A 23,213-nucleotide genomic window follows, 5' to 3' on the forward strand; every position below is an offset into this window, starting at 1 on the left:
TTCAGGAGTTCCCATGTTTGAAGTTTCAGGCCACAACTACATCGCAGGCAGCCGCTCGGCCCAAGGCTCGAACACCTTGCAGAGCCACGACGCCAGCAGCGGCGAAGCGCTGCCCTATCGATTCCACCAGGCGACCGCGGCTGAAGTGAATGCGGCCGCCGAAGCGGCGGCCTCTGCCTTCCCGATCTTTCGCAACCTGTCGGCTGCCCGCCGCGCCGGGTTCCTCGACGCCATCGCCACCGAGCTCGAGGCGCTGGACGATTCGTTCATTGCCCTGGTGTGCCGGGAAACCGCCCTGTCCGCCGGCCGCATTCAGGGCGAGCGGGCCCGCACCAGCGGCCAGATGCGCCTGTTCGCCACGATGCTGCGCCGCGGCGACTTCTACGGCGCACGCATCGACCGTGCATTGCCGGACCGCCAACCCTTGCCGCGACCCGACCTGCGCCAGTACCGCAGCGGGCTCGGGCCGGTCGCCGTGTTCGGCGCCAGCAACTTTCCGCTGGCCTTCTCCACCGCCGGTGGCGACACCGCTTCGGCCCTGGCCGCCGGTTGCCCGGTGGTGTTCAAGGCCCACAGCGGTCATATGGCCACGGCCGATTACGTCGCCGATGCGATCACTCGCGCAGCGCGCAAAACCGGGATGCCCGAGGGCGTGTTCAACCTGCTCTACGGCAGCGTCGGCGAGGCCCTGGTCAAGCACCCGTTGATCCAGGCCGTGGGCTTCACCGGATCTTTGCGCGGGGGGCGTGCGTTGTGTGACATGGCGGCGGCACGCCCGCAACCGATCCCGGTGTTCGCCGAGATGAGCAGCATCAACCCGGTGGTGCTGATGCCCCAGGCGCTGAAAGTCCGGGGCGAGAAAATCGCCGGCGAACTGGCCGCTTCGGTGGTATTGGGCGCAGGGCAGTTTTGCACCAATCCCGGTCTGGTGCTGGGCATCCGCTCACCCGAGTTCTCGACCTTCCTCGAACGGTTTACCGGGCTGATGGGCGAACAACCCGCGCAAACGATGCTTAACGCCGGCGCGTTGAAAAGCTATTGCCACGGCCTGGACAACCTTCGCGCCCACCCCGGCATCACCCACCTGGCCGGCGCCGAACAACAGGGCAACCAGGCGCGGCCGCAAGTGTTCAAGGCCGACGTCAGCCTGTTGATCGAGGGTGATGAGTTACTACAGGAAGAAGTGTTTGGCCCGACCACCGTCGTGGTCGAAGTCGCTGACCAGGCCGAGTTGCTCGAGGCGCTGAACGGTATGCGCGGCCAGTTGACCGCCACCCTGATCGTCGAGGATACGGAACTCGACTCCCTGGGCGAGGTGCTGGCCGTGCTGGAACAGAAAGTCGGACGCGTGCTGTTCAACGGCTACCCCACCGGAGTCGAAGTCTGCGATGCCATGGTCCACGGCGGGCCGTATCCGGCGACTTCGGATGCACGCGGCACCTCGGTCGGGACGTTGGCGATCGATCGTTTCCTGCGCCCGGTGTGTTACCAGAACTGTCCCGACAGCTTGTTGCCGGACGCCCTGAAGAACTGCAACCCGCTGGGCATTACGCGATTGATTGACGGCGTCGGCAGCCGCGATTCGCTGTAAGCCACCAAGGCTCGGCTCCAACTAACGCCCACCGTTAACAACAACTACCCGCGCCTGTTGCAAAACAGGCGCCGGGGACACTCGTCTCAAAATCCGTTGCACCCACACAACAACAAAAACAGAGGAAGCCCCATGCACGTTCAGCTTCAGACCAGACACTGCCTTTGCAAACTGCTATTGGCCATGACCGCCGCCGTGATGTTCACCACAGCGGCCACTCAACCGGCCGTTGCCCAAGCCCAGCCAACCGCCACGACAGCGCCCATGCAATGTGCAACCGAAGCGACCCCGCGCTACACCAAGACCCCCACCGGTTATTTCATGGTTCTGCGCATGGGCGATAACGCCTTCAAGGAACTGACCAAACTGGCCATTGCCGAGAAAATCCCTAGCGCCTCCATCAGCGGCATCGGCTTCGGCAACGTCAAGTTCGGGTTCTGGAACAAGGACAAAAAAGACTTCGACGCCAAGACTCTGAACAGCGTCGAAATGGCGAGCATCACCGGCTCCGTGGCGTGGAAGAACGACCAGCCTTCGATCCACATGCACGGCGTCGCCGGTGACGCGACCTTCCAGGCCTATGGCGGCCATATCCTCGACTTCGATGTCACCACCGGCTCGATGGAAATCACCGTAATCGTCCACCAGCGTCGCCTGGAGCGCGGGATCGACCCGTGCATCGGCGCCAATGTGCTGGGTATTTAACCCAAGCCCCTCCGATTCGACAACATCGCTCCCGCAGGCAGCGCACTTTGCCGACACCCGCCGTGGCGGGAGCAACCCTGATATTCCTTGAAACTTGCATCTGACCGATAGCATGCGCGGACACGTCCGCTCCCAACTTCAAACTACAAAAAAAGGGGCGATATACATGAGCACAAATAAGACGGCGGTAACGGTTGCACTGGGCGCTCTTGCACTCGGCAGCCAGGCCCATGCGGACTTCTTGAGTGACAGCAAAGCCACCCTGGGGATGCGCAACTTCTACTTCAATAACGACAACCGTGACGGCACGGCCGCACCTTCGAAAACCGAAGAGTGGGCCCAGGGTTTCATGCTCGACTACAAGTCGGGTTATACCGATGGCACCCTCGGCTTTGGCGTCGACGCCTTGGGACTGATGGGCATCACGCTGGACAGCGGCATGGGCCGGCACGTCGGCAGCTCGATGATTCCCTCGGACAGCGACAACAGCGCGGTCGACCAGTGGAGCCGACTGGGGCTGACCGGCAAGGTCAAGGTCTCGAAAAGCGAACTGCGCCTGGGCACGCTGATGCCGAAGCTGCCGATCCTGGTGTCCAACGATGGCCGCCTGCTGCCCCAGACCTTCGAAGGTGGCCAGGTCACCTCGAGCGAGTTCAAGGACCTGACCCTCATTGGAGGCCGGATCGAACATGCCACAGGACGGGGTTCAAGCGACCGGACCGGGCTGGCCGCCACCGGTGGCACCCGTGAAAGCAACGAATTCGACTTCGCCGGCGGCGACTGGAAAGTCACCAAGGACCTGACCGCCCAGTATTACTATGCCAACCTCGACAACTACTACACCCAGCAGTTTGTCGGCCTGGTCCACACCCTGGCAATCGGGGACGGTCAATCGCTGAAAACCGACCTGCGCTACTTCAAGACAGATTCATCCGGGGCCAACAGCTCGGGGACCACAGGCTACCGAATCAGTGGCTACACCGAAGACAATGATGGCGAGATCGACAACCGCACCTGGAGTGCCACGCTGGTGTACACCCTGGGTGGTCATGGCATCACCGCGGGCTACCAAAGCGTTTCCAGCGGCAGCAACTTCACCCAGCTCAGCCAGGGCAACCTGCCGGACAAGGGTGCCGGCGGCGCCAGTCTGTACCTGTATACCGATCGCCTGATCCAGACCTTCACCCGCGCGGGCGAGCGCACCGCCTTCGGCCAGTACGCCTACGACTTCGCCGCCCTCGGCATGCCGGGCCTCAAAGCCTCGGTCATGTATTTGAGCGGTGACCATATCAAGACGGCCTCGGGTGACGACCAGAAGGAGTGGGAACGGGATATCAGCCTGGATTACACGATCCAGTCCGGCGCGCTCAAGGGCGTCGGTTTCGGTTGGCGTAACGGCGAGACCAACAGTGAAGCGTCTCGTGACCAGGATCAGAATCGGTTGTTCGTCAGCTACAGCGTGCCGCTGCTCTGACCACGCGGCCGCATTATCCGTGAACGACCCGGTCACCTGTAATTGAATGGACTCGTCGGGTCGCCGCATCGCAGCGAATGCAGTGTGACCGACGACATTGATGCTGGATGTACTGGCCTCTTCGCTGGCAAGCCAGCTCCTACATTTGACCTTTGCCGGGCGCAGGATTTGTGTGGACCCCGATCACCTGTAGGAGCTGGCTTGCCAGCGAAAGCGGCGTGTCAGGCGACATCAATGTTGGATGTGCTGGCCTCTTCGCCGGCAAGCCGGTCTCGCTCCCACATTTTGAACTTGGGTCTGAGCGCTGACATCGCGAAAAAAAACGCCACTGCGGGATCGAGTGGCGTTTTTTTTATCTGGGGAGTGCAGTCGTTAGATCATCGGCGAACTACTGACCACCCGCAGTGCAAGTCCTTCATAGGCATCCAGGGTGATGGTGAAATCGCCCTCGGGCGTGAGATCGCCCTCAACCCGCTCATTGATGATGTCGACCACCGGCCCGGGCGCAATATTGGGCAGGTGCAGGGTTTCGGTGATCGGTGTCGAGCCGAAGTTCAGCGCGGTGATTTGCGTGCCTTTGCCGGCCGGCAACTCATGGACCATGACCAACAGCCCCGGATGCTCGACATCCGGCACCAGGATCTGGCGACTGGCGGCGATATCGTAGGCGCGCCGCGCCGCAAGAATTTTCTGCAGCTGCGAGGCAAACGAATCCGGGTCGTCCAATTGACTGATCAAGCTGCCGTACAAGGTTTTCGCGCGCGGCATCTGCCCCGCCGACAGCGGTGCATCGGGATTGAGATCGACCAGATCGTAGGCACCGCGATGAATCCAGCGGGTATCGCCGTCGAGCATCAGATCCGCGACCTGCTCCGCCGGCAACGGCAGTGCACCCACGAGGTCCCAGCCCGACAGTGCGAACACGCCGGGTTGCATGGCGTTGTACATCACCAGCAGCAGATGGACCTGGCGGATCTGCTGAATGTCCGCCGGGGTAATCCCATCGAGGTCGCGAATGCCGAGCGCCGCGGTGATGATGCTGGCGGTGGTGCAGGACACGCCGTTGGTGACAAATTTCAGGTTATAGGGCGCATGCTCTCCGGCCAGGCGTTCGTACATCTGCTCGCGGATGTGCTCGCGCAAGATGTTGCCGGGGAAGGTCTGGCCCTGATAGAGGAAGGTGTCGTGGGCGTGCAGGGTCCAGAAATGCACCAGTTCCAGGGTCAGTTCGTCATGGTTCTGCAGGGCATGGATCAGCGAGCCCGGGTCGATGCCGAGGTTGTGCATCTGGCGCAGCATCAAGCGCAAAAATTCGGTGTCGCCCATCAGCAACGCATGCTGGTAGGCCGGCCGGGTGATGAAGTCATACGACAGGTCGGCGCCACCGTGGGACATGGAGGCGATGTCGTCGACCGTCAGGTTCAATTCCTGAAAACTGAAGCCGCCGGCCTTGCGAATCGCGCCGCCCAGCAACTGGTTGCCGGTGATCGACAACGGGTGGCTTTCGGACCAGGCGGTGCCATCCAGCTTGCGTTCGACGCCGAGGAAGCCGTTGGCGTCCAGGCGCAGGATCTTCGCGCCCATGACATCGATCGCATGCAACGCATCGCCGATGATCATCTGCTGCGCGGCGAAGGTCGGGTCCAGCCAGTTCAACGACGGTTGCCCCTCCTTGAAGTAATGCAGGTAGACCCAGCGTCGCGGCTTGCCGTCAACGCCCACCACCACCGATGTCGCGCTCCAGTCGGTTTCCTTGACCCCAGGCTCGAAGAAGATCACCCGCTGCAGCTGGCCGACGATGTAATGCTTGTCCCGCAGCATGTCCACCTGCGGCGGACTGAGGTTCTGCGCATCGCGCCCCTCGGCGATCTCCGGCAGCAGCGGCCAGTCCTCTTCGCGGATTTCCACCATGTGGTAGAGCCCCGGATAGTCCTCGTACGCCATCTCGGCCAGGCGAAAATCCGCGCCTTTGCCCGTATGCGAGGGGATGACGTCATCGATGATGACGGCGTTGTGGGCGGCGGCCATGCGGGTCAGCGCGTGGAGTTGGGCGTCGGTGCCCAGTTGCGGGTCGATGTCGAAGCTGATCCGGTCGAAATTGCCGTCGATCGTCGGGGTGAATTCACTGCCCTTCAGGCCGCCAGAGCGTTTCAGCGGGCCATTGTGAATCCCCTGGATACCGATTTTCGACAGCGCGTGCCACAGGGTTTCATCGCCCAGCGCTTCAAGCACGGTGCCCTCTTCCCGGGTGATGATGGACGCCGGGTACGCGGTGAACCATACGGACGCCAGGGCCGAAGCATCACGGGGCCGGGTATGGGCATAAGGCTGTTGCCACATCCGGCCTTGTCCGGAATAAAGCTTGGCCCGCTGCCTGGCGACATGCAGCATGGATTGTTCGACCAACCAGGTCACTTGGTTCTTTTCAGCAGCCGTCATATAAACAATTACCTATTGTCGGGGTGAAACCGCAATCGGCCATTGCATCGGTACCAATGGCTCAGCTCGTCTTTATATGAGGCCCTGGTGTGGCATTCGTTGCATCGCAGGGGCGTGATATCCGCGTGGTTTTGCCTGGCGACGCGTGGCGACCCGGCCAGAAGCCCGGCTTTCAAGCATCCCAAGGTGCCACAGCATCCACGTCAATGGCATACCGCGCAATGGCCTCGGCACAGACGCTGGCGTCGAGGCGTCCCTCGTGTTCCAGTGACGTCAGTGCACTCAAGACGATCTGATAACGGTCCACTTCGAAAAACCTGCGCAGCTGGCTGCGGGTATCGCTGCGGCCGAACCCGTCGGTGCCGAGCACGGTGTAACGGGCCTCCAGATAACTTGAGATCAGCTGAGGCACGGCGCGCACGTAATCGGTGCAGGCAATGATCGGCGCCGACCCTTCAAGCGACGCCTGCACATGGCTACGGCGCGCGGGCTGTCCGGGATGCAGGCGATTCCAGCGCTCCACTTCACGGGCATCACGGGCCAGTTCGGAAAAGCTGGTGACGCTCCAGACCTGGCTGTCGATCTCCCAATCGCTGGCGAGCAACTCGGCGGCGGCCATCACTTCGCGCAGGATGGCGCCGGAGCCCAACAACCGGACTGCGCCGCGTGCCTCCTCGACTTGATGCCGGGCAAACAGGTACATGCCCTTGATGATCGCCTGTTCGACGCCTGCAGGCAGGTTGGGCTGCGGGTAGTTTTCGTTCATCAAGGTGACGTAATAAAACTCGTCCGCATGACGCTCCAGCATCTGGCGCATGCCATGATCCAGGATCACCGCAAACTCGCCGGCGAACGCCGGATCGTAGGCACGGCAGTTGGGCACCATCGACGCCATCAAATGGCTGTTGCCGTCCTGATGCTGCAGGCCTTCGCCGCCCAGCGTCGTGCGCCCGGCGGTAGCGCCGAGCAGGAACCCGCGAGCCCGCTGATCCGCTGCCGCCCAGATCAGATCGCCAATGCGCTGGAAGCCGAACATCGAGTAGTAGATGTAGAACGGCAGCATCGGCAGGCCATGCACCGAATAGCTGGTCGCGGCGGCCACCCAGGAACTGATGGCGCCGGCCTCGCTGATGCCCTCTTCGAGAATCTGCCCGTCCAGGGCTTCCCGATAACTCAGGATCGAACCGATGTCCTCCGGCTCATAGCGCTGCCCCACGCTGGAATAGATGCCGATCTGCTTGAACAGGCTGGCCATACCGAAGGTCCGCGCCTCATCCGCCACGATCGGCACGATGCGCGGCCCCAGCTGCTTGTCCCGGAGCAAACCGCTGAGCATCCGCACGAAGGCCATGGTGGTGGACATTTCCTTGCCTTCGGCGGCGATGGCAAACCCGGCGTAGCTGTGTACATCGGGTACGGCCAATGATGACTCGCCGGTCGCAGGCCGCGACGGCATGTACCCGCCCAGTGCACGGCGGCGTTCATGCAGGTAGCGCATTTCGGCACTGTCTTGTTCGGGCTTGAAGAAGCTCAGCGAGATCGCCTGCTCATCGGTCAGCGGCAGGTTGAAACGGTTGCGGAACGCGAGCACTGCCTCGTTATCGAGTTTCTTCTGCTGGTGCACGGTCATCTTGCCCTGCCCGGCCGCGCCCATACCGAACCCTTTCTTGGTCTGAGCCAGGATCACTGTGGGCTTCTTGCCCTCAAGCATTGCGCTTTGATATGCGGCAAAGATCTTGACCATGTCGTGCCCACCGCGCTTGAGGCGGTCGATCTGCTCGTCGCTCAGGCCTTGGGCCAACTGCGCCAATGCCTCGTTCTGCCCGAAGAAATAATCGCGATTAAAGCGCCCATCCTTGGCCGCGAATGTTTGAAACTGGCCATCGACAGTGCTGGACAATGCCTGGACCAACGCGCCGTCTTTATCCCGGGCAAACAGTCCGTCCCAGTCGGAGCCCCAGACCAGTTTGATCACATTCCAGCCGGCACCGCCGAACAGCGCCTCAAGCTCATCGATGATGCGCCCGTTGCCCCGGACCGGACCGTCCAGGCGCTGCAGGTTGCAGTTGATCACCCAGACCAGATTATCCAGCCCTTCACGCGCCGCCAGGGTCAGGGCCGACATGCTTTCCGGCTCATCCATCTCACCGTCGCCAAACACCCCCCAGACGGTGCGCCCGGAGGTGTCTTGCAGGCCGCGGTGCTCCAGATAGCGCATAAAGCGCGCCTGGTAAATCGAACTGATAGGACCAATCCCCATGGAGCCGGTCGGGAACTGCCAGAAGTCCGGCATCAACCAGGGGTGCGGATAACTCGACAACCCCCGGGCGCCATGGGCGCGCGCGCCGATCTCTTGCCGATAGTGCCGCAGATCCTGTTCCTCCAGGCGTCCCTCGAGAAAGGCTCGGGCATAGACGCCTGGCGCCGAGTGCGGCTGGTAGAACACCAGATCACCGCCTCCGGTGTCGGTCCGGGCCTTGAAGAAGTGGTTGAAGCCCACTTCGAACAGATCCGCCGCGCTCGCGTAACTGGCAATGTGTCCGCCCAATTCCCCATAGGCGTGATTGGCCCTGGCCACCATCGCCAGGGCATTCCAGCGCATGATCGACGCCAGGCGCTCTTCGATGGCCAGGTCCCCGGGAAACACCGGTTGCTGCTCAACGCTGATGGTATTGATGTAGGGCGTGCCGTGACTGGGCCGCCAGCCGATGTCTGAAGCGCCTGCCACGGCCACCAGCATGTCGAGGATCTGCTTGGCCTGGGCCGTTCCGCCGTGGGCGATGACGGACAGCAACGCATCGCGCCATTCAGCGATTTCTTGAGCGTCTTCGGTGGCCTGGCCCGACAATTGGGCGTGAAGATCGGACGGATTCATGGGCAACTCCTGCAGGTGTCGGGTAACACTTCAAGGTGGCGCGAATGGCTCGCTCGGGCGAGCTTTTGACTTGCTCTACCGCGGCAACGACAGATCTGGTTTTTGAAGTTGATTCAGTAAAAGAATAGTCATCACATGGACGGGTTGACGAAACACGCTTCAACGCGCTTTTCGCCTGTCACACCGCTATCGCGGGCAAGCCCGCTCCCACAGGGATCCGTGCGAGTTTGGAGATTTTGTATATACCACCGCCCCCTGTAGGAGCGAGGCTTGCCCGCGAAGAGGCCATCACATTCAACCTCGATGGCGCCTGACCCACCGCTTTCGCGAGCAAGCCCGCTCCCACAGGTGATCGGGGTCGTACACAAATACTGCGCCCGGCGAAGATCCAATGTGGGAGCGAGCCTGCTCGCGAAGGGGCCATCACATTCAACATCATCATTGACTGTTTCATAGCTTTCGCGAGCAGGCTCCCAAAGGGATTCCATGGCGGAGTTGGATTTTTCGGATGCGCGTAAAACGCGTCAGAGCTGGAAGCCGTGTCCGATCAACCCCACCAACACCTCCCCCGCTTCACTCAATTTCCCCGGGGCCAGCATCAGTCGCAGTTCATGCACCGGCAGTTCAGGCAACCCGTCCGCCGTGGACAATACGCGCATGCCTGGCCTCACTTGAGCGCGGTCGACGATGCCGACGGCCAGTCCGGCTTCGATGGCGGTTTCCAGTGCGGTGACCCCGGCACTCATGATGACCACCCGCCAGCGCCGGCCCAGCTGGGTAAGCGCGTCGACCGCCACACTTCGATACGGGCAGCCCTTGCCGTGCAAAGCCAAAGGCACCGGCCTGGCGAGGTCCAGCCGGTAGTCGTGGGCGGCCACCCAGACAGGCTGGGTGAGGCCCAGGGTCTTGATGCAGCGCGTGTCCGGCGCAATAACGTCAACCGGCTCCACCAGCAACGCCAGATCCAGTTGCCCGCGCTGCAGGCGAGTGTTCAAGCGCCCGCTGGAACCGGTTTCGACCTCCAGCTCAATGTAAGGAAAGTCCGCGGTCAAATGCGGCAGCGTACAACCAAGTACCGCGCCGGCGTACTCTTCGGATATGCCCAGCCTGACCCGGCCACTGGCCACCGGCGCACTGAAGCTGGCAAGCATCCGGTCGTGCAGCAACAGGAGCTCGGCACTTTGCAGGGCAAAGCGACGGCCCAGCGGAGTCAGGTTGACGGTCTGGTTGTCACGCTCCAGCAAGCGTCCCCCTGCCAGGGCTTCCAGGCGCCGCACATGCAGACTGACCGCCGATGGGCTTTTGTTCAAAAAGCTCGAAGCCGCCAGGAACTGCCCGAAGCGCACGATCGCATGGAAGGTGCGCAGCAGTTCAATATCGATCGTCTCGGCCATGATTCATAAATCCTGCACCAGTTGTGCTGATCGTATCGTTTGATTGCATCACCTGTTGATTCATACCATCGAACTCAGCCCACTGTCAGGTGCCATTCGATGAACGTCCCTTCCCCCCGCTTATCGCTGTTGGCCAGCGGCTTGCTGTTGTTGGCCATGGTCGTCAGCTGGAGCTCCGGTTTCATCGGCTATCGGTACGTGGCCGATCAGGGCAGCGTCTACCTGGCCACGCTCTGGCGTTTCATCCTGGCAGCGGCTGTATTGCTGCCCTTCGCCTGGACGGGTTTGCGCGCCTTGCGCGGCCGCGACCTGGCGCATCAAGGACTGCTGGGGCTGTTCGCGATTGGCGGCTATATCGGACCGATCGCCGCCTCCATTCAGCTGGGGGTGGCGCCAGGCACAGCCTCACTCATCGCCAATCTGTTGCCACTGACGATCGTGGTGTTGGCCGGTAGCGTGCCCGGGCAACGCACCCGCGGCTGGCAGTGGTTGGGACTGGCGCTGTGTCTGACCGGCATGCTGGTGGCCAGCGCTGCCAGTGTCGAATGGGACGCCACTGATCTGCGGGTTTATGGCTTGCCACTGCTGGCAGTCCTGTCCCTGGCGGCGGCTACGCTGTACCAGAAAGCACTGCCCGGGGCATCGATGTCCGCCCTGACTGCGCTGTTCATTCAGGTCTGTGCAGTGATCCCGGTGTTTGCCCTGCTGGCGGCTCTTGAAGGCGAAATCAGGCCGCCGATGAGTACCGGCTTTGCAGCAGGAGTGGTGTGGCTGGTGGTCTTTGCGACGCTGGGTGGCTACGGTTTCTACTGGCTGTGCCTGCAGCGGTTCAGCATTCAGCGCATCAGTGGCGCGCTGTTCCTGACCCCGCCGGTGACCATGATCTGGGCCTGGCTGCAGTTCGGCGATCCGTTGGCCAGTAGTGCAATGGTGGGCGTGGGGCTGACGCTTCTGGGATTGCCGTTGCTGGGGATGAGCCTTGTTGACACACATTGTGCCGATAAGGCCGGGCGGCACGTCCGCTCCTCGTAATGAACAATGGTCGTGGCGACGAGAGAAGGCAGGTCCGATGATATCGGACCCTGAAGGACGTCCAGACGCTAGCCCAACGCAGTATCCAGAAACATCATCACCCCAAACCCCAGCATCAAGCCCAACGTGGCAGGCGTTTCATGCCCGTTGCGGTGCGTCTCGGGAATCACCTCATGGGAGACCACGAAGATCATCGCACCGGCCGCCAGCCCCAGGGCGATCGGATAGCCCAAGGCAAACCCGGAAGACACCCCGAGACCGATCACCGCGCCCAAGGGTTCCATCAGGCCGGAACCGACGGCCACCAGGGCTGCACGCAGTGCCGAGATACCGGTCACCCGCAGCGCCAGTGCGATGGCAAGACCTTCCGGGATGTCCTGCAGCGCGATGGCCGTCGTCAGTGGCAGCCCCACGGTCATGTCGCCGTCGGCGAAGCTGACGCCGATGGCCATGCCCTCGGGCAGGTTGTGCAGGGTGATGGCCAGGACAAACAGCCAGACCCGGTTGATCCGTTGCACCTCGGGCCCTTTTCTTCCGCTCCTCTGGTGTTCATGGGGCACAAAGCGATCCAGCCCGACCATCAGCGCCGCGCCCAGTCCCATCCCGAACACCACGACGGCGGCAGCCGCCATCTGGTTGCCCGTGATGGACTGCGCCGCATCGATGCCGGGCAGGATCAGCGAAAAGGAACTGGCCGCCAGCATCATCCCGGCGGCAAAGCCGAGCATCATGTCCTGGGTGCGCACCGCCACTTCACGCAGCACCAGCGCCAGTACGGCGCCCAGGGCTGTCGCCGCGAAACCGGCAGTGCCGCCCAGCATCGCGAAATGCAGTATCTTCGGGTCGGCCCCGGTCAGCGCGCTATAGCCACTGAACAGCAACAGGAACGTGACGATGGTCAGGGTCAACCAGAAGCAGGCGCCCTGCCAACTGCTGCTGCGAGCCAGTTCAAGCCATGAGCGTGATGCACTTGCACCAGACGACGCTGGATCTGCCATACAACCTCCTATCGACTGTTCGCCCGCTTGCGGCCTGCCCCTGAAGTCATCGGCAGCAACTGCCTTGAGATGCGCTGTGCGTCTCGTTCGAATGCCTTCGCCGTGGCGCTGATCAAACCGGACAGGTCCAGGGAGCTGTCCCGGGATCCCCTATTGAAATTCGAAGCCATGTCATTCACCCCGTAGTCACTTGGTAGTAGTCACTTGGTAACGGAAAGGCACCGCACACCTTAACAGCGTGCGGTGACAGGCGGTCTGAATGCGCCGCCCACAGTCATCTGAAGCAATTGCCCGATTGAAAATTTTAAAAATATTTTTGAGTCACGACAGGCGGTCTTGAACCGTTGACTATGCATCGAATTACCGCCAGTCGTCGGCGGCATGCCCTGCGGATACAAACTTCCAGTGACCCGTCGATATCTATATCGCACAAGACAAACGCGTGCCGCGAGCCGCCCTATAAGGGTGTCAGAGGATCAGCAAAGCAGAGTTTTTTGTAGAGGGAGTCGAACGAAACAGCAAGGTGCACCAGCCCTGGTGCACCTTGTATCGGGAGGGAGTGTCAGGCGTTACAGCGCCAGGGGACGATCGCCATGCTCGTCCTTGATGCGGGTCGGCAGGCCCATCACGTCCAGCGCCTTGAGGAACGGCTCGGCAGGCAGCTCTTCGACGTTGGCCATACGCTGCACGTCCCACTCGCCGCGGGCGACCAGCAGGGCTGCTGCCACCGGTGGCACGCCTGCGGTATAGGAGATGCCCTGGCTGTCGGTTTCGGCGTAGGCGTCTTCGTGATCGGCGACGTTGTAGATGAACACCTCGCGCGGCTGGCCATCCTTGGTGCCCTTGACCAGATCGCCAATGCAGGTCTTGCCGGTGTAGCCGGGCGCCAGCGAGCTCGGGTCAGGCAGCACGGCCTTGACCACTTTCAGCGGCACCACTTGCAGGCCTTCGGCGGTCGTGACCGGTTGCTCGGAGAGCAGGCCGAGGTTCCTCAGTACCGTGAACACATTGATGTAGTGCTCGCCGAAGCTCATCCAGAATCGCACGTTGGGCACGTCGAGGTTCTTCGACAGCGAGTGCACTTCGTCGTGGCCGGTCAGGTACAGGTTCTGCGCCCCTACCACCGGCAGGTCGTCGGTGCGTTTGACTTCGAACATGGTGTTGCTGGTCCACTGGCTGTTCTGCCAGCTCCACACCTGTCCGGTGAATTCGCGGAAGTTGATTTCCGGGTCGAAATTGGTGGCGAAATATTTGCCATGGGAACCGGCATTGACGTCGAGAATGTCGATCGAATCAATGTGGTCGAAATACTGTTGTTGCGCCAGCGCCGCATAGGCGTTGACCACACCTGGGTCGAAGCCCACACCGAGGATGGCGGTGATGTTCTTCTCTTTGCACTCTTCGAGGTGGTTCCACTCGTAGTTGCCATACCAGGGCGGCGTCTCGCAGATTTTACCCGGTTCTTCGTGAATGGCGGTGTCCAGGTAGGCCACGCCGGTATCGATGCAGGCACGCAGCACCGACATGTTGAGGAAGCTGGAGCCGACGTTGATGACGATCTGCGAGCCGGTCTCGCGGATCAGCGCCTTGGTTGCCTCGACATCCATGGCGTTCAGCGCAAAGGCCGTGATTTCAGCGGGCACTTTGAGGCTGCCCTTGGCCTTGACGCTGTCGATGATGGCCTGGCATTTGGAGATGTTGCGCGACGCGATAGCAATACGACCGAGTTCATCGTTGTGCTGCGCGCACTTGTGGGCCACCACCTTGGCGACACCTCCTGCACCAATGATAAGTACGTTCTTCTTCAATTTATCTAACTCTCCTCTGCGCCAGCTTACGAAAGGCTGGACATGTAGTCGTTGTAACCAAATTCGCGAACCACCTCGATACTACCGTCGAGTTGTTTCACTACGATGGACGGCATTTTCAAGCCATTGAACCAGTTCTTCTTGACCATGGTGTAACCCGCTGCATCGACGAACGACAGCCGATCGCCGATGGCCAGCGGCCGAGCAAATTGATACTCGCCGAAAATGTCGCCGGCCAGGCAGGATTTGCCGCACACCATGTAGGTGTGCTCACCCTCGCTCGGCGCCAGCTTGGCGTTCAGGCGATAGATCAGCAGATCGAGCATGTGCGCTTCGATGGAGCTGTCCACGACTGCCAGGTGCTTGCCGTTGTACAGGGTGTCGAGCACCGTGACTTCCAGCGACGCGCTCTGGGTGATGGCGGCTTCGCCCGGCTCCAGGTAGACCTGTACGCCGTACTTCTGCGAGAAGGCCTTGAGGCGCGCGCAGAACTCGTCCAGCGCATAGCCTTCACCGGTGAAGTGAATGCCGCCACCGAGGCTGACCCACTCGACCTTGTGCAGCAGGTGACCGAAACGCTCTTCGATGGTGCACAGCATCTGGTCGAACAGGCCGAAGTCGCCGTTCTCGCAGTTGTTGTGGAACATGAAGCCGGAGATCTGGCCGATGACCTGCTCGATCTTCACCGGGTCCCATTCGCCCAGGCGGCTGAACGGACGCGCCGGGTCGGCCAGCAGATAATCCGAGCTGCTCACCTGCGGGTTGACCCGCAGGCCGCGGACCTTGCCCGCCGACGCTTCGGTGTAGCGCTGCAGCTGGCCGATGGAGTTGAAGATGATCTTGTCGCAGTTCTCGAGCATCTCCTCGATCTCGTCGTCGGCCCAGGCCACGCTGTAGGCGTGGGTCTCGCCGGCGAACTTCTGTCGACCGAGCTTAAGTTCGTAAAGCGACGACGACGTGGTGCCGTCCATGTACTGCTGCATCAGGTCGAACACCGACCAGGTGGCGAAGCACTTGAGCGCCAGCAGGGCCTTGGCCCCGGACTGTTCGCGCACATAGGCGATCTTCTGCATGTTCGCCAGCAGCTTCTGTTTATCGATGAGGTAATACGGCGTTTTGATCATTTCGAGGCGCCTCCGGCAAGGCCAGCCAAAAAAGGATGCGCATTGTGCCTTCACTTATTACATATCGAAAGAGCAGAATGCGCAGTTTGCCGATTGTCGGGTGGCCTTTACCCGGTCGATTGATTCGAAAATGCAGCGCTGGGTGCCCATCGGGCTGACGAATGGTGTTAATTTTGGAAATGTTCTGTTACTTCGATCAGACACTTCCCAACCAGCCTGCAAAGGAATGCCCAGCAATGAATTATTCACTCAAGCACCTGGCCGCAGCCACCTTGCTACTCGCCAGCCTTTCTTCGATTGCCACGCCAGCGTACGCCAACATCACTCCGCAACAGAGCGCGGCCATCCTCAAGCGCTTCGATAACGCATCTGTCACGGATTTCAGGCAGTTCCTGGGAGACCTGGCCAAAAGCGACCTGGCCAAGACCAACGACCTCGGCGCGGCCATCAGTGCCTTCCTGGGCAACAAGACCCTTTCCCCTGAACAGCAGAACGAGATCCATCGCCTGCTGGGCATTTATGCACGGGTGAAATACGGCAACGCGGCCAACGAGACCCTGCGCGAACTGGTCGCCATCCCGACCTTTCGCGTGGACGGCGTTGCCCAGCACGAGAACCCCGAGTTCATCAAGATCGCCGACAAGCTCAAGGGCCTGGCGCAAGCCTTCAACCTGAACTTTCGCAACATCGACAACCGCGTCTACGAAGTCGCCCTCGAGGGCAGTAGCGAGGAAGTCGTGGGCATTCACGCGCATGCCGATGTGGTGCCCGTGACCCCGGAAAACTGGGTCCTCAAAGACGGCACCCGGCTCGATCCGTTCAAGGTCACCCTGGTCGGTGACCGCCTGTATGGCCGGGGCACCGAAGATGACAAGAACGGCATCGTCGTGGCGCTCTACGCCATGAAGGTGATCAAGGAAGAAAAGCTGCCGCTGGCGAGGAATTTCAAGCTGCTGATAGACACCACCGAGGAAACCACCGGCGACGCCATCCCTTACTACTTCGAACGCAACCCGACGCCCAACTACAACCTGGCACTCGATGGCAGCTACCCTGTGGTGATCGCCGAGAAAGGCTACGGCACCGTCATGGCCAGCTTTACCCGGCGCGCTGCAGAAGGCAAAGGCGCCGAAATCATCTCAATGACTGGCGGGCTGGCCACCAACCAGATTCCGTCGACCTCGGTCGCCACCCTGGTGACCGACCAACCCGCCGAACTGGCTGCCAGCCTGCAAAAGGCCGGTGCCGATTATGCCCAGCGCAATGGCGCCAACTTCGAGGTGACCGCCAAGGTCGTCGGCAAGGATGTGCAACTGACGGTCACCGGCGTTTCCGCCCACTCCTCCGAACCCGAATCCGGCGTCAACCCGGTGGCCAGGATGCTGGACTTGATCAACAGCCTCGACGGCAAGGTCGCGCTCAAGCACAACCACATCACCGACGCCGCGCGCTACGCCGCCGACAACTGGGGACTGGATTACCTGGGCGGCAAATTGGGTGTGGGCTTTTCCGATGCCTTTATGGGCCCGCTGACGGCCTCCCTGACCTATGTCGGGATGGATGAAAAAGCCTTCAAGCTCGCGGTCAACCTGCGGGTGCCGAAAGGCAAGTCGCCAGAAGTGCTCAAGAGCGAAATCGCCGACAAGCTGGTCGCCTGGAGCAAGCACACCCACATTGCGCCGACCTTCGACTACTCGATCGCCGAGCCGATGTACCGCAACCCCGAGGGTGAATGGGTCAAGGCCCTGCTGGCCGTGGCCAGCGAAAACCTGAGCATGGAACACAAGTACGGCACCTCCGCCGGCGCCACCTCGGTCCATGAGCTGCCCAATGGCGTGCAGTTCGGCCTGGCCCGACCCGAGCTCAAGTACACCGGCCACACCGACAACGAGTTCAAGACCGTCGACCAGTTCCTGCTGGACCTACAGATCGTGACCGAGATGCTCGGACGCATCGGGCAGTTGCCGAAGCTCTGATCTCCCTTTCGGACCCGCTGTTCTGGCGGGTCCAACTCTTTGACCGGCTGGGTCCCGTCGTGACGCCGAGCAGCGCCGTGCTGTTGTAGGAGCAAGCTTGCTCGCGATGGTCTCAAGGCCGACGCGTTAATTCAGGGAACACGCATTATCGTTGACGTCCTTCGCGAGCAAGCTCGCTCCTACAACGGCTCTTTTATCCAATTACGACCCTTACACACTAAAAGCGACACCTCATCCCCTAGACGATTGACGCACCAAGCCACGTCCTATTAAGTGCTATTTATCCGCATTAATAGGATAAATGGAAATCCATGCTCAGTCGCCCGATCCGCCGCAAACGCCAGAAGCTTTCCGATGTGATAGTCGAGTCGGTCAAGCGCTCCATCGTCACCGACGCGCTGCGCCCTGGCGACCGTTTGCCCACCGAGCGCGAGCTGATGGAAAGTTTCCAGTGCTCCAAGGGCTCGGCGCGTGAAGCGCTCAAGGCCCTTGAGGTCGAAGGTCTGGTCAACACCCGCACCGGCCCCAGCGGTGGCGCGTACCTGAATGAAGCCGGCACGGAGCCGGCCAGCCGCGCCTTGCGCAACTACCTGCATTTCCAGCACCTGGACGGCGAGCAGGTGTACCAATTACGCAAGGTCATCGAGGTCGAACTGTCGGTGTCGGTGATTGGCCGCCTCAGCGCGGCTGACTTCAAAGCCCTGCAGGACAACGTGGATTTCTGTAGCGCGCCGGAAGACAGCGAAGCCGGCCAGCGCGAACAGCGCCTGGCGGAACTGGAGTTCCACAACCTGCTGGCCCGTGCCTGTCCCAACCCTCTGCTGGCGTTCATGGCGCACTTTCTCAATGACCTGCTGCGCGACCTGGTGGTGTTGAAGAAAGCCTACAAACCCAAGCGCAAGCAGTTTGACGCGGCCAACCTCGACTACCACAAGCGCCTGCTGAACGCCTTGCAAGCCGAGGATGAAAGCAGCGTGCGGCAATTGATGCATGAACATATGTGCGATGCCGAGCACCACATGAGCGCCCTCGAAGGGGAAGTCACCCGCCACTTTTTACTGGAGTTCGATCACACCCACTGAAGTCCGCTGCGACCTCCAATAAAAGGCCTGCCCACAGGCCGTGATGCGCCGTTTTGCCATTGCCACTCCTGCCAATAACTACTCCAGGGAGTTACCCCATGCAGCGTCGTACGTTGTTGAAAGCCAGTCTGACCGTTGCCGGAGCCCTCAGCCTTCCGCTGGGTGTGCGTCATGCGTTTGCCGCCGAGCCCTTTACCTTTTATGGGCTTAAATCGATGTCCGGCGCCTTCGCCAGCTACGGCAAGTTCGCCGACATGGGCTCGCGCCTGGCGGTGGAGCAACATCCGACCTTGCTCGGCCGGCCCCTGCACTACAAGGTAATCGACACCGAAGGCAACGCCGGCAAGGCAGTGCGCAAAGTCCAGGAGGCGATTGCCCAGGATGGCGCGCGATTTTTCCAGGGTTGTACCCTATCGTCTTCAGCACTGGCAGTGGCCAAGGAAGTTGGCAAGGTCGGCGGTGTATTCATGACCCCCGTGGGGGCTGATGAAGTCACCGGCAAGGACTGCAATGCCTCGACCTTTCGCTGGTCGGTGCCGACCTACGGCGCCATTCGCGAAACCATGGTGCCGCTGATCAAGCTGCTGCCCAACGCCAAGCGCTGGTACACCATCACCCCACAATACGTCTTCGGCGAGGCGCTGCTCGCAGGCGCGAAACAGGTGTGCGCCGAGCATGGCATCGAACACATCGGCAATAGCTATCACTCGTTGCAGGAGCAGGAATTTTCCGGCTACCTGACCAACGCCATCGCCGCCCGGCCTGACGTACTGGTGCTGCTCAACTTCGGCAGCCAGTCCTCCAATGCCCTGCGCCAGGCAGTGAACTTCGGCATCAAGGAAAGAATGAAAGTGCTGCTGGTGTGGTCCGCCGGGCTTGACCAGTTCCAGGAGCTGGGCAGCGACGTGCTCGAAGGCGTCTACCTCGGCGCCCAGTACTGGCACCAGGTCGATACCCCGCTCAACCGCGAGCTGGTAAAGATCACCCAGGCCAAATACGGCATCAATCCCACCTACCCGCTGGCGGCCGATTACATCGGCACCAGGATCATGCTCGAGAGCATCATCGCCACCGGCAGCTTCGACGGCCCTACCGTGGCCAAGGCCATGCAGGGCTTGAGCTACGAAGGGCCCACCGGCCAGGAGTCGATCCGCGCCGGTGATCACCAGGTGATCAAGGATTACTACCTGTTGGTGGGCAAGGCCGCCGCCGACATGCGCGACAAGGATGACCTTGCGCAGGTCGTCAGCTCCGGCCGCTCGTTCCCGCCGGCAGACGCGACCGGCTGCGTCCTCGGCTGACCCGAGAAACCTTTCTACCGCTCGCCACAGGCAGCGGGCCGGGTGACGCCTTCGTCAGCCGGCTCCCTGCAGAGGGTACCTGCATGCTCAATCTTTACCTGTTCCAGATACTCAATGGCCTCGGCCTGGGGATGATCTACTTCCTGATCGCGGTCGGCCTGACGATCATTTTCGGCCTGCTGAACTTCGTCAACTTCGCCCACGGCGCGTTTTTCGTGCTCGGCGCCTACATCTGCTACACCGTCGTCAGCCTGAGCGGAAGCTTCTGGCTGGCCCTGCTGCTTGCGCCGTTGGTGGTGGCCGCCCTCGCCTGGGCCATCGAGCGATTATTGATCCAAAGGATCTACCACTTACCCCATACCTTTCAGATTCTGGTGACCCTAGGTATCGCGCTGATTATCCAGGAAGCCAGCGTGCTGATCTGGGGCCCGGTGGGCAAGAGTGTGGCGGTGCCGGAACTGCTGCGCGGCGTGTTGATCATCGGCGACTTCGTCTATCCCTACTACCGCTTGTTCCTGATTGTCTTTTCCGCACTGATAGGGCTGACGCTGTGGCTGCTGTTGGAGTGCACGCGGTTCGGCGCATTGGTGCGGGCCGGCAGTGAAAGCACTGAAACCGTGTCGCTGCTGGGCACCAACATCTTCCGGCTGTTCTCCATGACCTTCGCCCTCGGCGTCGCCCTGGCGGGTGTCGCCGGTGTGCTGTTTGCGCCGTTGCGCGGTGCCCAACCCTTTGTCGGCCCGGAGATTCTCGGGGTCGCGTTCGTGGTGGTGGTGATCGGCGGAATGGGCTCGTTCAGCGGTGCGCTGGTTGGCGGTTTGTTGGTCGGTGTGGTGCAAAGCCTGATGACCACTATCTGGCCGCAGGGCGCCAGTCTGATGATTTACGGCGCCATGGCGGCGGTGATTCTGGTCCGTCCCTACGGCCTGTTCGGGAGAGCATGAGCATGAGCGAAAAAACCCCCCTGCCCTTTGCCAAGACTCAGTCGCGCTCCATGCTGCTGTTGGTGATTGCGGTGCTGATCGGCCTGCCGCTGGTGCTGCCATCGGCGACCCTGGCTACAGAAATCCTGATCTTCGCCCTCGCGGCGCTGGCCTGTAACCTGCTGCTGGGCTACACCGGGCTGCTGTCATTCGGCCAGGGCATCTTCTTCGGTGCCGGTGCCTACTGTGCCGCGTTGTTGATGATCCACCTGCAATTGGGACTGTTGAGCGCCCTGCTCGGTGCCGCAGTGGCCGGCGCAGTGCTGGCGTTAGTGGTAGGCGCCCTGGCGATTCGTCGCACCGGCATCTATTTCGTGATGCTGACCCTGGCGTTCAGCCAGATGGCCTACTTCATCGCCTACACCCTGAGCGACTGGACTGGCGGCGACAACGGCCTGCTCAGCGTGCCGCGCCCGGAAATCCGCATCGGCGACACCGTGCTGCTGTCGCTGAGCGACGCGCGTTATTTCTACGGTTTCGTCGCGGTCCTGTTTCTGCTGATCTTCATGGGTGCCCGTCGGGTAATCGCCTCGCCATTCGGCAGCACGCTGATGGCAATTCGCGAGAACGAGACCCGGGCCGCCGCCATCGGCTACGACACCCGGCATTTCAAGATCCTGGTGTTCATGCTGTCCGGCGCGGTGACCGGGATCGCCGGGGCGCTGTACGCCATGCTCCTGCATTTCGTACCGCTGTCGAACATCGACCTGGCGATGTCGGAAAACATTCTGATCATGACCATAGTCGGCGGTACCGGTTCGCTGTTCGGCTCCTTGCTGGGCGCCGGTTCCATCGTATTGCTCGGCGAGTTCCTCTCCGATCTCTGGCCACGTTGGCTGATGCTCCTGGGGATCATCCTGATCCTGGTGGTGGTGTTCATGCGCGGCGGGTTGTGGGGCGGGCTGTCGAGCCTGTTCGAGCGCCTCAAGGGCCAGCGCAAGACGGCCGAGCCGGTCAAGGAGAAACTGTCATGAACAACCCTGGCCAATACCTGCTCGAAACCCGCGACCTGGAACTGGCCTATGGCGCCTTCCACGCGGTCAACGGCGTCAACCTGAAGGTCGAGGCAGGCACTATCCACACCATTATCGGCCCCAACGGCGCCGGCAAGACCAGCCTGTTCCACTGCCTGACCGGTGAACGCCAGGCCACCGCCGGGGCCATTCTGTTCAACGGCAAAAACATCATCAAGAAACCGGCTCACGGCCGGGTCGGCCTGGGCATGGCGCGTTCGTTCCAGCTGACCAGCCTGTTCCAGAACCTCAGCGTGCGGGAAAACCTGCGCCTGGCCGCCCAGGGCCGCGATGGGCTGGGGGCGCTGAACTTCTGGCGTCACGTCGACAGCCGCCGCGAACACCTGGAAGTGGCCGATCAGGTACTCGAACGCCTGCAGCTGACGACCCGCGCCGACACCCTCGCCGGCGAACTGTCCCATGGCCAGCAGCGGGTGCTGGAAGTCGGCATGTCGATCTGCTCCAAGCCAAAGCTGCTGATGCTCGATGAGCCAACGTCCGGCATGGGCATCGACGACATCCCGATCATGACTCAACTGATCAGCGACCTGGGCCGCGATCACACCGTGCTGCTGATCGAGCACAACATGAGCATCGTCATGTCGATCAGTCAACGCATCACCGTCATGAGCCACGGCCAGATTCTGGTCGAAGGCACACCGGAATTCGTCCGCGCCGACGAGCGCGTACGCATCGCCTATCTGGGAGAAGCTGCCTGATGCTGACCGTCGAGAATATCCATTCCTACTACGACAAGAGCCACGTCCTCGAAGGTGTCTCGTTGCAGGTCAACGCCGGTGAGTTGGTGACCCTGCTGGGACGCAACGGTGCGGGCAAGACCACAACCCTGCGCAGCATCCTCGGGATCATCTGCCCGCGTCAGGGGCAGATCCGTTTCAACGGTCAGGAGCTGGTCGGCCAGAAAATCTTCGAGATCGCTCGCCAGGGTTTGGCGCTAGTGCCAGAACATCGGGGCATCTTTCGCTTGCTCAGCGTTGAGGAAAACCTGCGGATCGCCCAGCGCAAGACCAGCCGCTGGCAGCTGGAGGATGTCTACGCGATGTTTCCGCGCCTCAAGGAACGCCGTAAAAACGCCGGGCACGCGCTGTCCGGCGGCGAACAACAGATGCTGGCCATCGCCCGCGCCCTGCTCAATGACCCGAAGCTGCTGATCCTCGACGAACCCACCGAAGGCCTGGCGCCAGTGATCGTCGATGAGCTGGTGAAGATCCTGCGCAAGATCAAGGACGACGGCCTGCCGGTGCTGCTGGTGGAACAGAACCTGATGGTCTGCGACAAGCTCGCCGACCGCCATTACGTCCTCGAACAGGGCCGTGTGGTGTACGAAGGCAGCGCCGCTGACTTCCGCGCCGACCCGACCATCAAGAACCGCTACCTGGCCCTGAGCGCCTGACGGG

17 protein-coding genes are annotated in these 23,213 nt (G+C 61.5%); 11 read left to right on the forward strand and 6 right to left on the reverse strand.

The window, feature by feature from the left end; all coding sequences use genetic code 11:
• The first annotated feature begins 13 nt into the window (after positions 1 to 13).
• The 3 genes from ACA062_RS17925 (at position 14) to ACA062_RS17935 (ending at position 3,770) form a co-directional block, all read left to right on the forward strand.
• The gene (locus ACA062_RS17925; protein ID WP_497452299.1) at positions 14 to 1,591 is read left to right on the forward strand and encodes an aldehyde dehydrogenase (NADP(+)); all 1,578 of its coding nucleotides are present in this window, start codon (positions 14 to 16) and stop codon (positions 1,589 to 1,591) included.
• Between the two features lie 132 nt (positions 1,592 to 1,723).
• Positions 1,724 to 2,296: a PPC domain-containing DNA-binding protein gene (locus tag ACA062_RS17930; protein ID WP_497452300.1), complete on the forward strand. Its 573-nt coding sequence runs from the start codon at positions 1,724 to 1,726 to the stop codon at positions 2,294 to 2,296.
• A gap of 166 nt (positions 2,297 to 2,462) precedes the next feature.
• Positions 2,463 to 3,770: an OprD family porin gene (locus tag ACA062_RS17935; protein WP_497452301.1), complete on the forward strand. Its 1,308-nt coding sequence runs from the start codon at positions 2,463 to 2,465 to the stop codon at positions 3,768 to 3,770.
• Positions 3,771 to 4,142: 372 nt separating this feature from the next.
• On the opposite strand, the gene treS is transcribed toward ACA062_RS17935, so the two are convergent.
• The 3 genes from treS to ACA062_RS17950 form a co-directional block, all read right to left on the reverse strand.
• Positions 4,143 to 6,209, reverse strand: a complete 2,067-nt coding sequence (gene treS / locus ACA062_RS17940) for a maltose alpha-D-glucosyltransferase (protein WP_497452302.1) — start codon at positions 6,207 to 6,209, stop codon at positions 4,143 to 4,145.
• A 172-nt stretch (positions 6,210 to 6,381) separates the two neighbouring features.
• Entirely contained in the window at positions 6,382 to 9,084 is a 2,703-nt protein-coding gene (gene mdeB, locus ACA062_RS17945; RefSeq protein WP_497452303.1) for an alpha-ketoglutarate dehydrogenase, read from the reverse strand.
• Positions 9,085 to 9,608: 524 nt separating this feature from the next.
• A complete protein-coding gene (locus tag ACA062_RS17950; RefSeq protein ID WP_497452304.1) occupies positions 9,609 to 10,478 on the reverse strand; it encodes a LysR family transcriptional regulator in 870 nt (289 codons plus the stop codon).
• Between the two features lie 99 nt (positions 10,479 to 10,577).
• Between ACA062_RS17950 and ACA062_RS17955 the strand changes: the two genes are divergently transcribed.
• Positions 10,578 to 11,510 (forward strand): DMT family transporter, encoded by a 933-nt coding sequence (locus ACA062_RS17955; RefSeq protein WP_497452305.1) that lies wholly within the window; start codon positions 10,578 to 10,580, stop codon positions 11,508 to 11,510.
• 68 nt (positions 11,511 to 11,578) lie between these two features.
• Here the strand turns inward: ACA062_RS17955 and ACA062_RS17960 are convergent, their stop codons facing one another.
• The 3 genes from ACA062_RS17960 to ACA062_RS17970 form a co-directional block, all read right to left on the reverse strand.
• The gene (locus ACA062_RS17960) at positions 11,579 to 12,508 is read right to left on the reverse strand and encodes a ZIP family metal transporter (protein WP_497452306.1); all 930 of its coding nucleotides are present in this window, start codon (positions 12,506 to 12,508) and stop codon (positions 11,579 to 11,581) included.
• Between the two features lie 569 nt (positions 12,509 to 13,077).
• On the reverse strand, positions 13,078 to 14,316 hold the full coding sequence (locus tag ACA062_RS17965) for a saccharopine dehydrogenase family protein (protein ID WP_138967162.1): 1,239 nt from the start codon (positions 14,314 to 14,316) through the stop codon (positions 13,078 to 13,080).
• A 26-nt stretch (positions 14,317 to 14,342) separates the two neighbouring features.
• Positions 14,343 to 15,440: a carboxynorspermidine decarboxylase gene (locus tag ACA062_RS17970; RefSeq protein WP_064677473.1), complete on the reverse strand. Its 1,098-nt coding sequence runs from the start codon at positions 15,438 to 15,440 to the stop codon at positions 14,343 to 14,345.
• A gap of 236 nt (positions 15,441 to 15,676) precedes the next feature.
• Between ACA062_RS17970 and ACA062_RS17975 the strand changes: the two genes are divergently transcribed.
• The 7 genes from ACA062_RS17975 to ACA062_RS18005 all read left to right on the forward strand — a co-directional run bounded on the left by ACA062_RS17975 (position 15,677) and on the right by ACA062_RS18005 (position 23,209).
• The gene (locus ACA062_RS17975) at positions 15,677 to 17,416 is read left to right on the forward strand and encodes a dipeptidase (protein ID WP_497452307.1); all 1,740 of its coding nucleotides are present in this window, start codon (positions 15,677 to 15,679) and stop codon (positions 17,414 to 17,416) included.
• A gap of 311 nt (positions 17,417 to 17,727) precedes the next feature.
• Positions 17,728 to 18,498, forward strand: a complete 771-nt coding sequence (locus tag ACA062_RS17980) for a FadR/GntR family transcriptional regulator (RefSeq protein WP_497452308.1) — start codon at positions 17,728 to 17,730, stop codon at positions 18,496 to 18,498.
• 98 nt (positions 18,499 to 18,596) lie between these two features.
• Positions 18,597 to 19,799 (forward strand): ABC transporter substrate-binding protein, encoded by a 1,203-nt coding sequence (locus ACA062_RS17985; RefSeq protein WP_497452309.1) that lies wholly within the window; start codon positions 18,597 to 18,599, stop codon positions 19,797 to 19,799.
• Between the two features lie 83 nt (positions 19,800 to 19,882).
• A complete protein-coding gene (locus tag ACA062_RS17990; RefSeq protein WP_497452310.1) occupies positions 19,883 to 20,743 on the forward strand; it encodes a branched-chain amino acid ABC transporter permease in 861 nt (286 codons plus the stop codon).
• A 2-nt stretch (positions 20,744 to 20,745) separates the two neighbouring features.
• Entirely contained in the window at positions 20,746 to 21,756 is a 1,011-nt protein-coding gene (locus ACA062_RS17995; protein ID WP_497452311.1) for a branched-chain amino acid ABC transporter permease, read from the forward strand.
• Positions 21,753 to 22,514 (forward strand): ABC transporter ATP-binding protein, encoded by a 762-nt coding sequence (locus tag ACA062_RS18000; protein ID WP_497452312.1) that lies wholly within the window; start codon positions 21,753 to 21,755, stop codon positions 22,512 to 22,514. The genes ACA062_RS17995 and ACA062_RS18000 overlap by 4 nt, the downstream gene beginning before the upstream one ends.
• The gene (locus ACA062_RS18005; RefSeq protein WP_128871044.1) at positions 22,514 to 23,209 is read left to right on the forward strand and encodes an ABC transporter ATP-binding protein; all 696 of its coding nucleotides are present in this window, start codon (positions 22,514 to 22,516) and stop codon (positions 23,207 to 23,209) included. Before ACA062_RS18000 ends, ACA062_RS18005 begins: the two co-directional genes overlap by 1 nt.
• Positions 23,210 to 23,213: the final 4 nt, after the last annotated feature.

Source organism: Pseudomonas sp. LBUM1679, assembly GCF_059695565.1.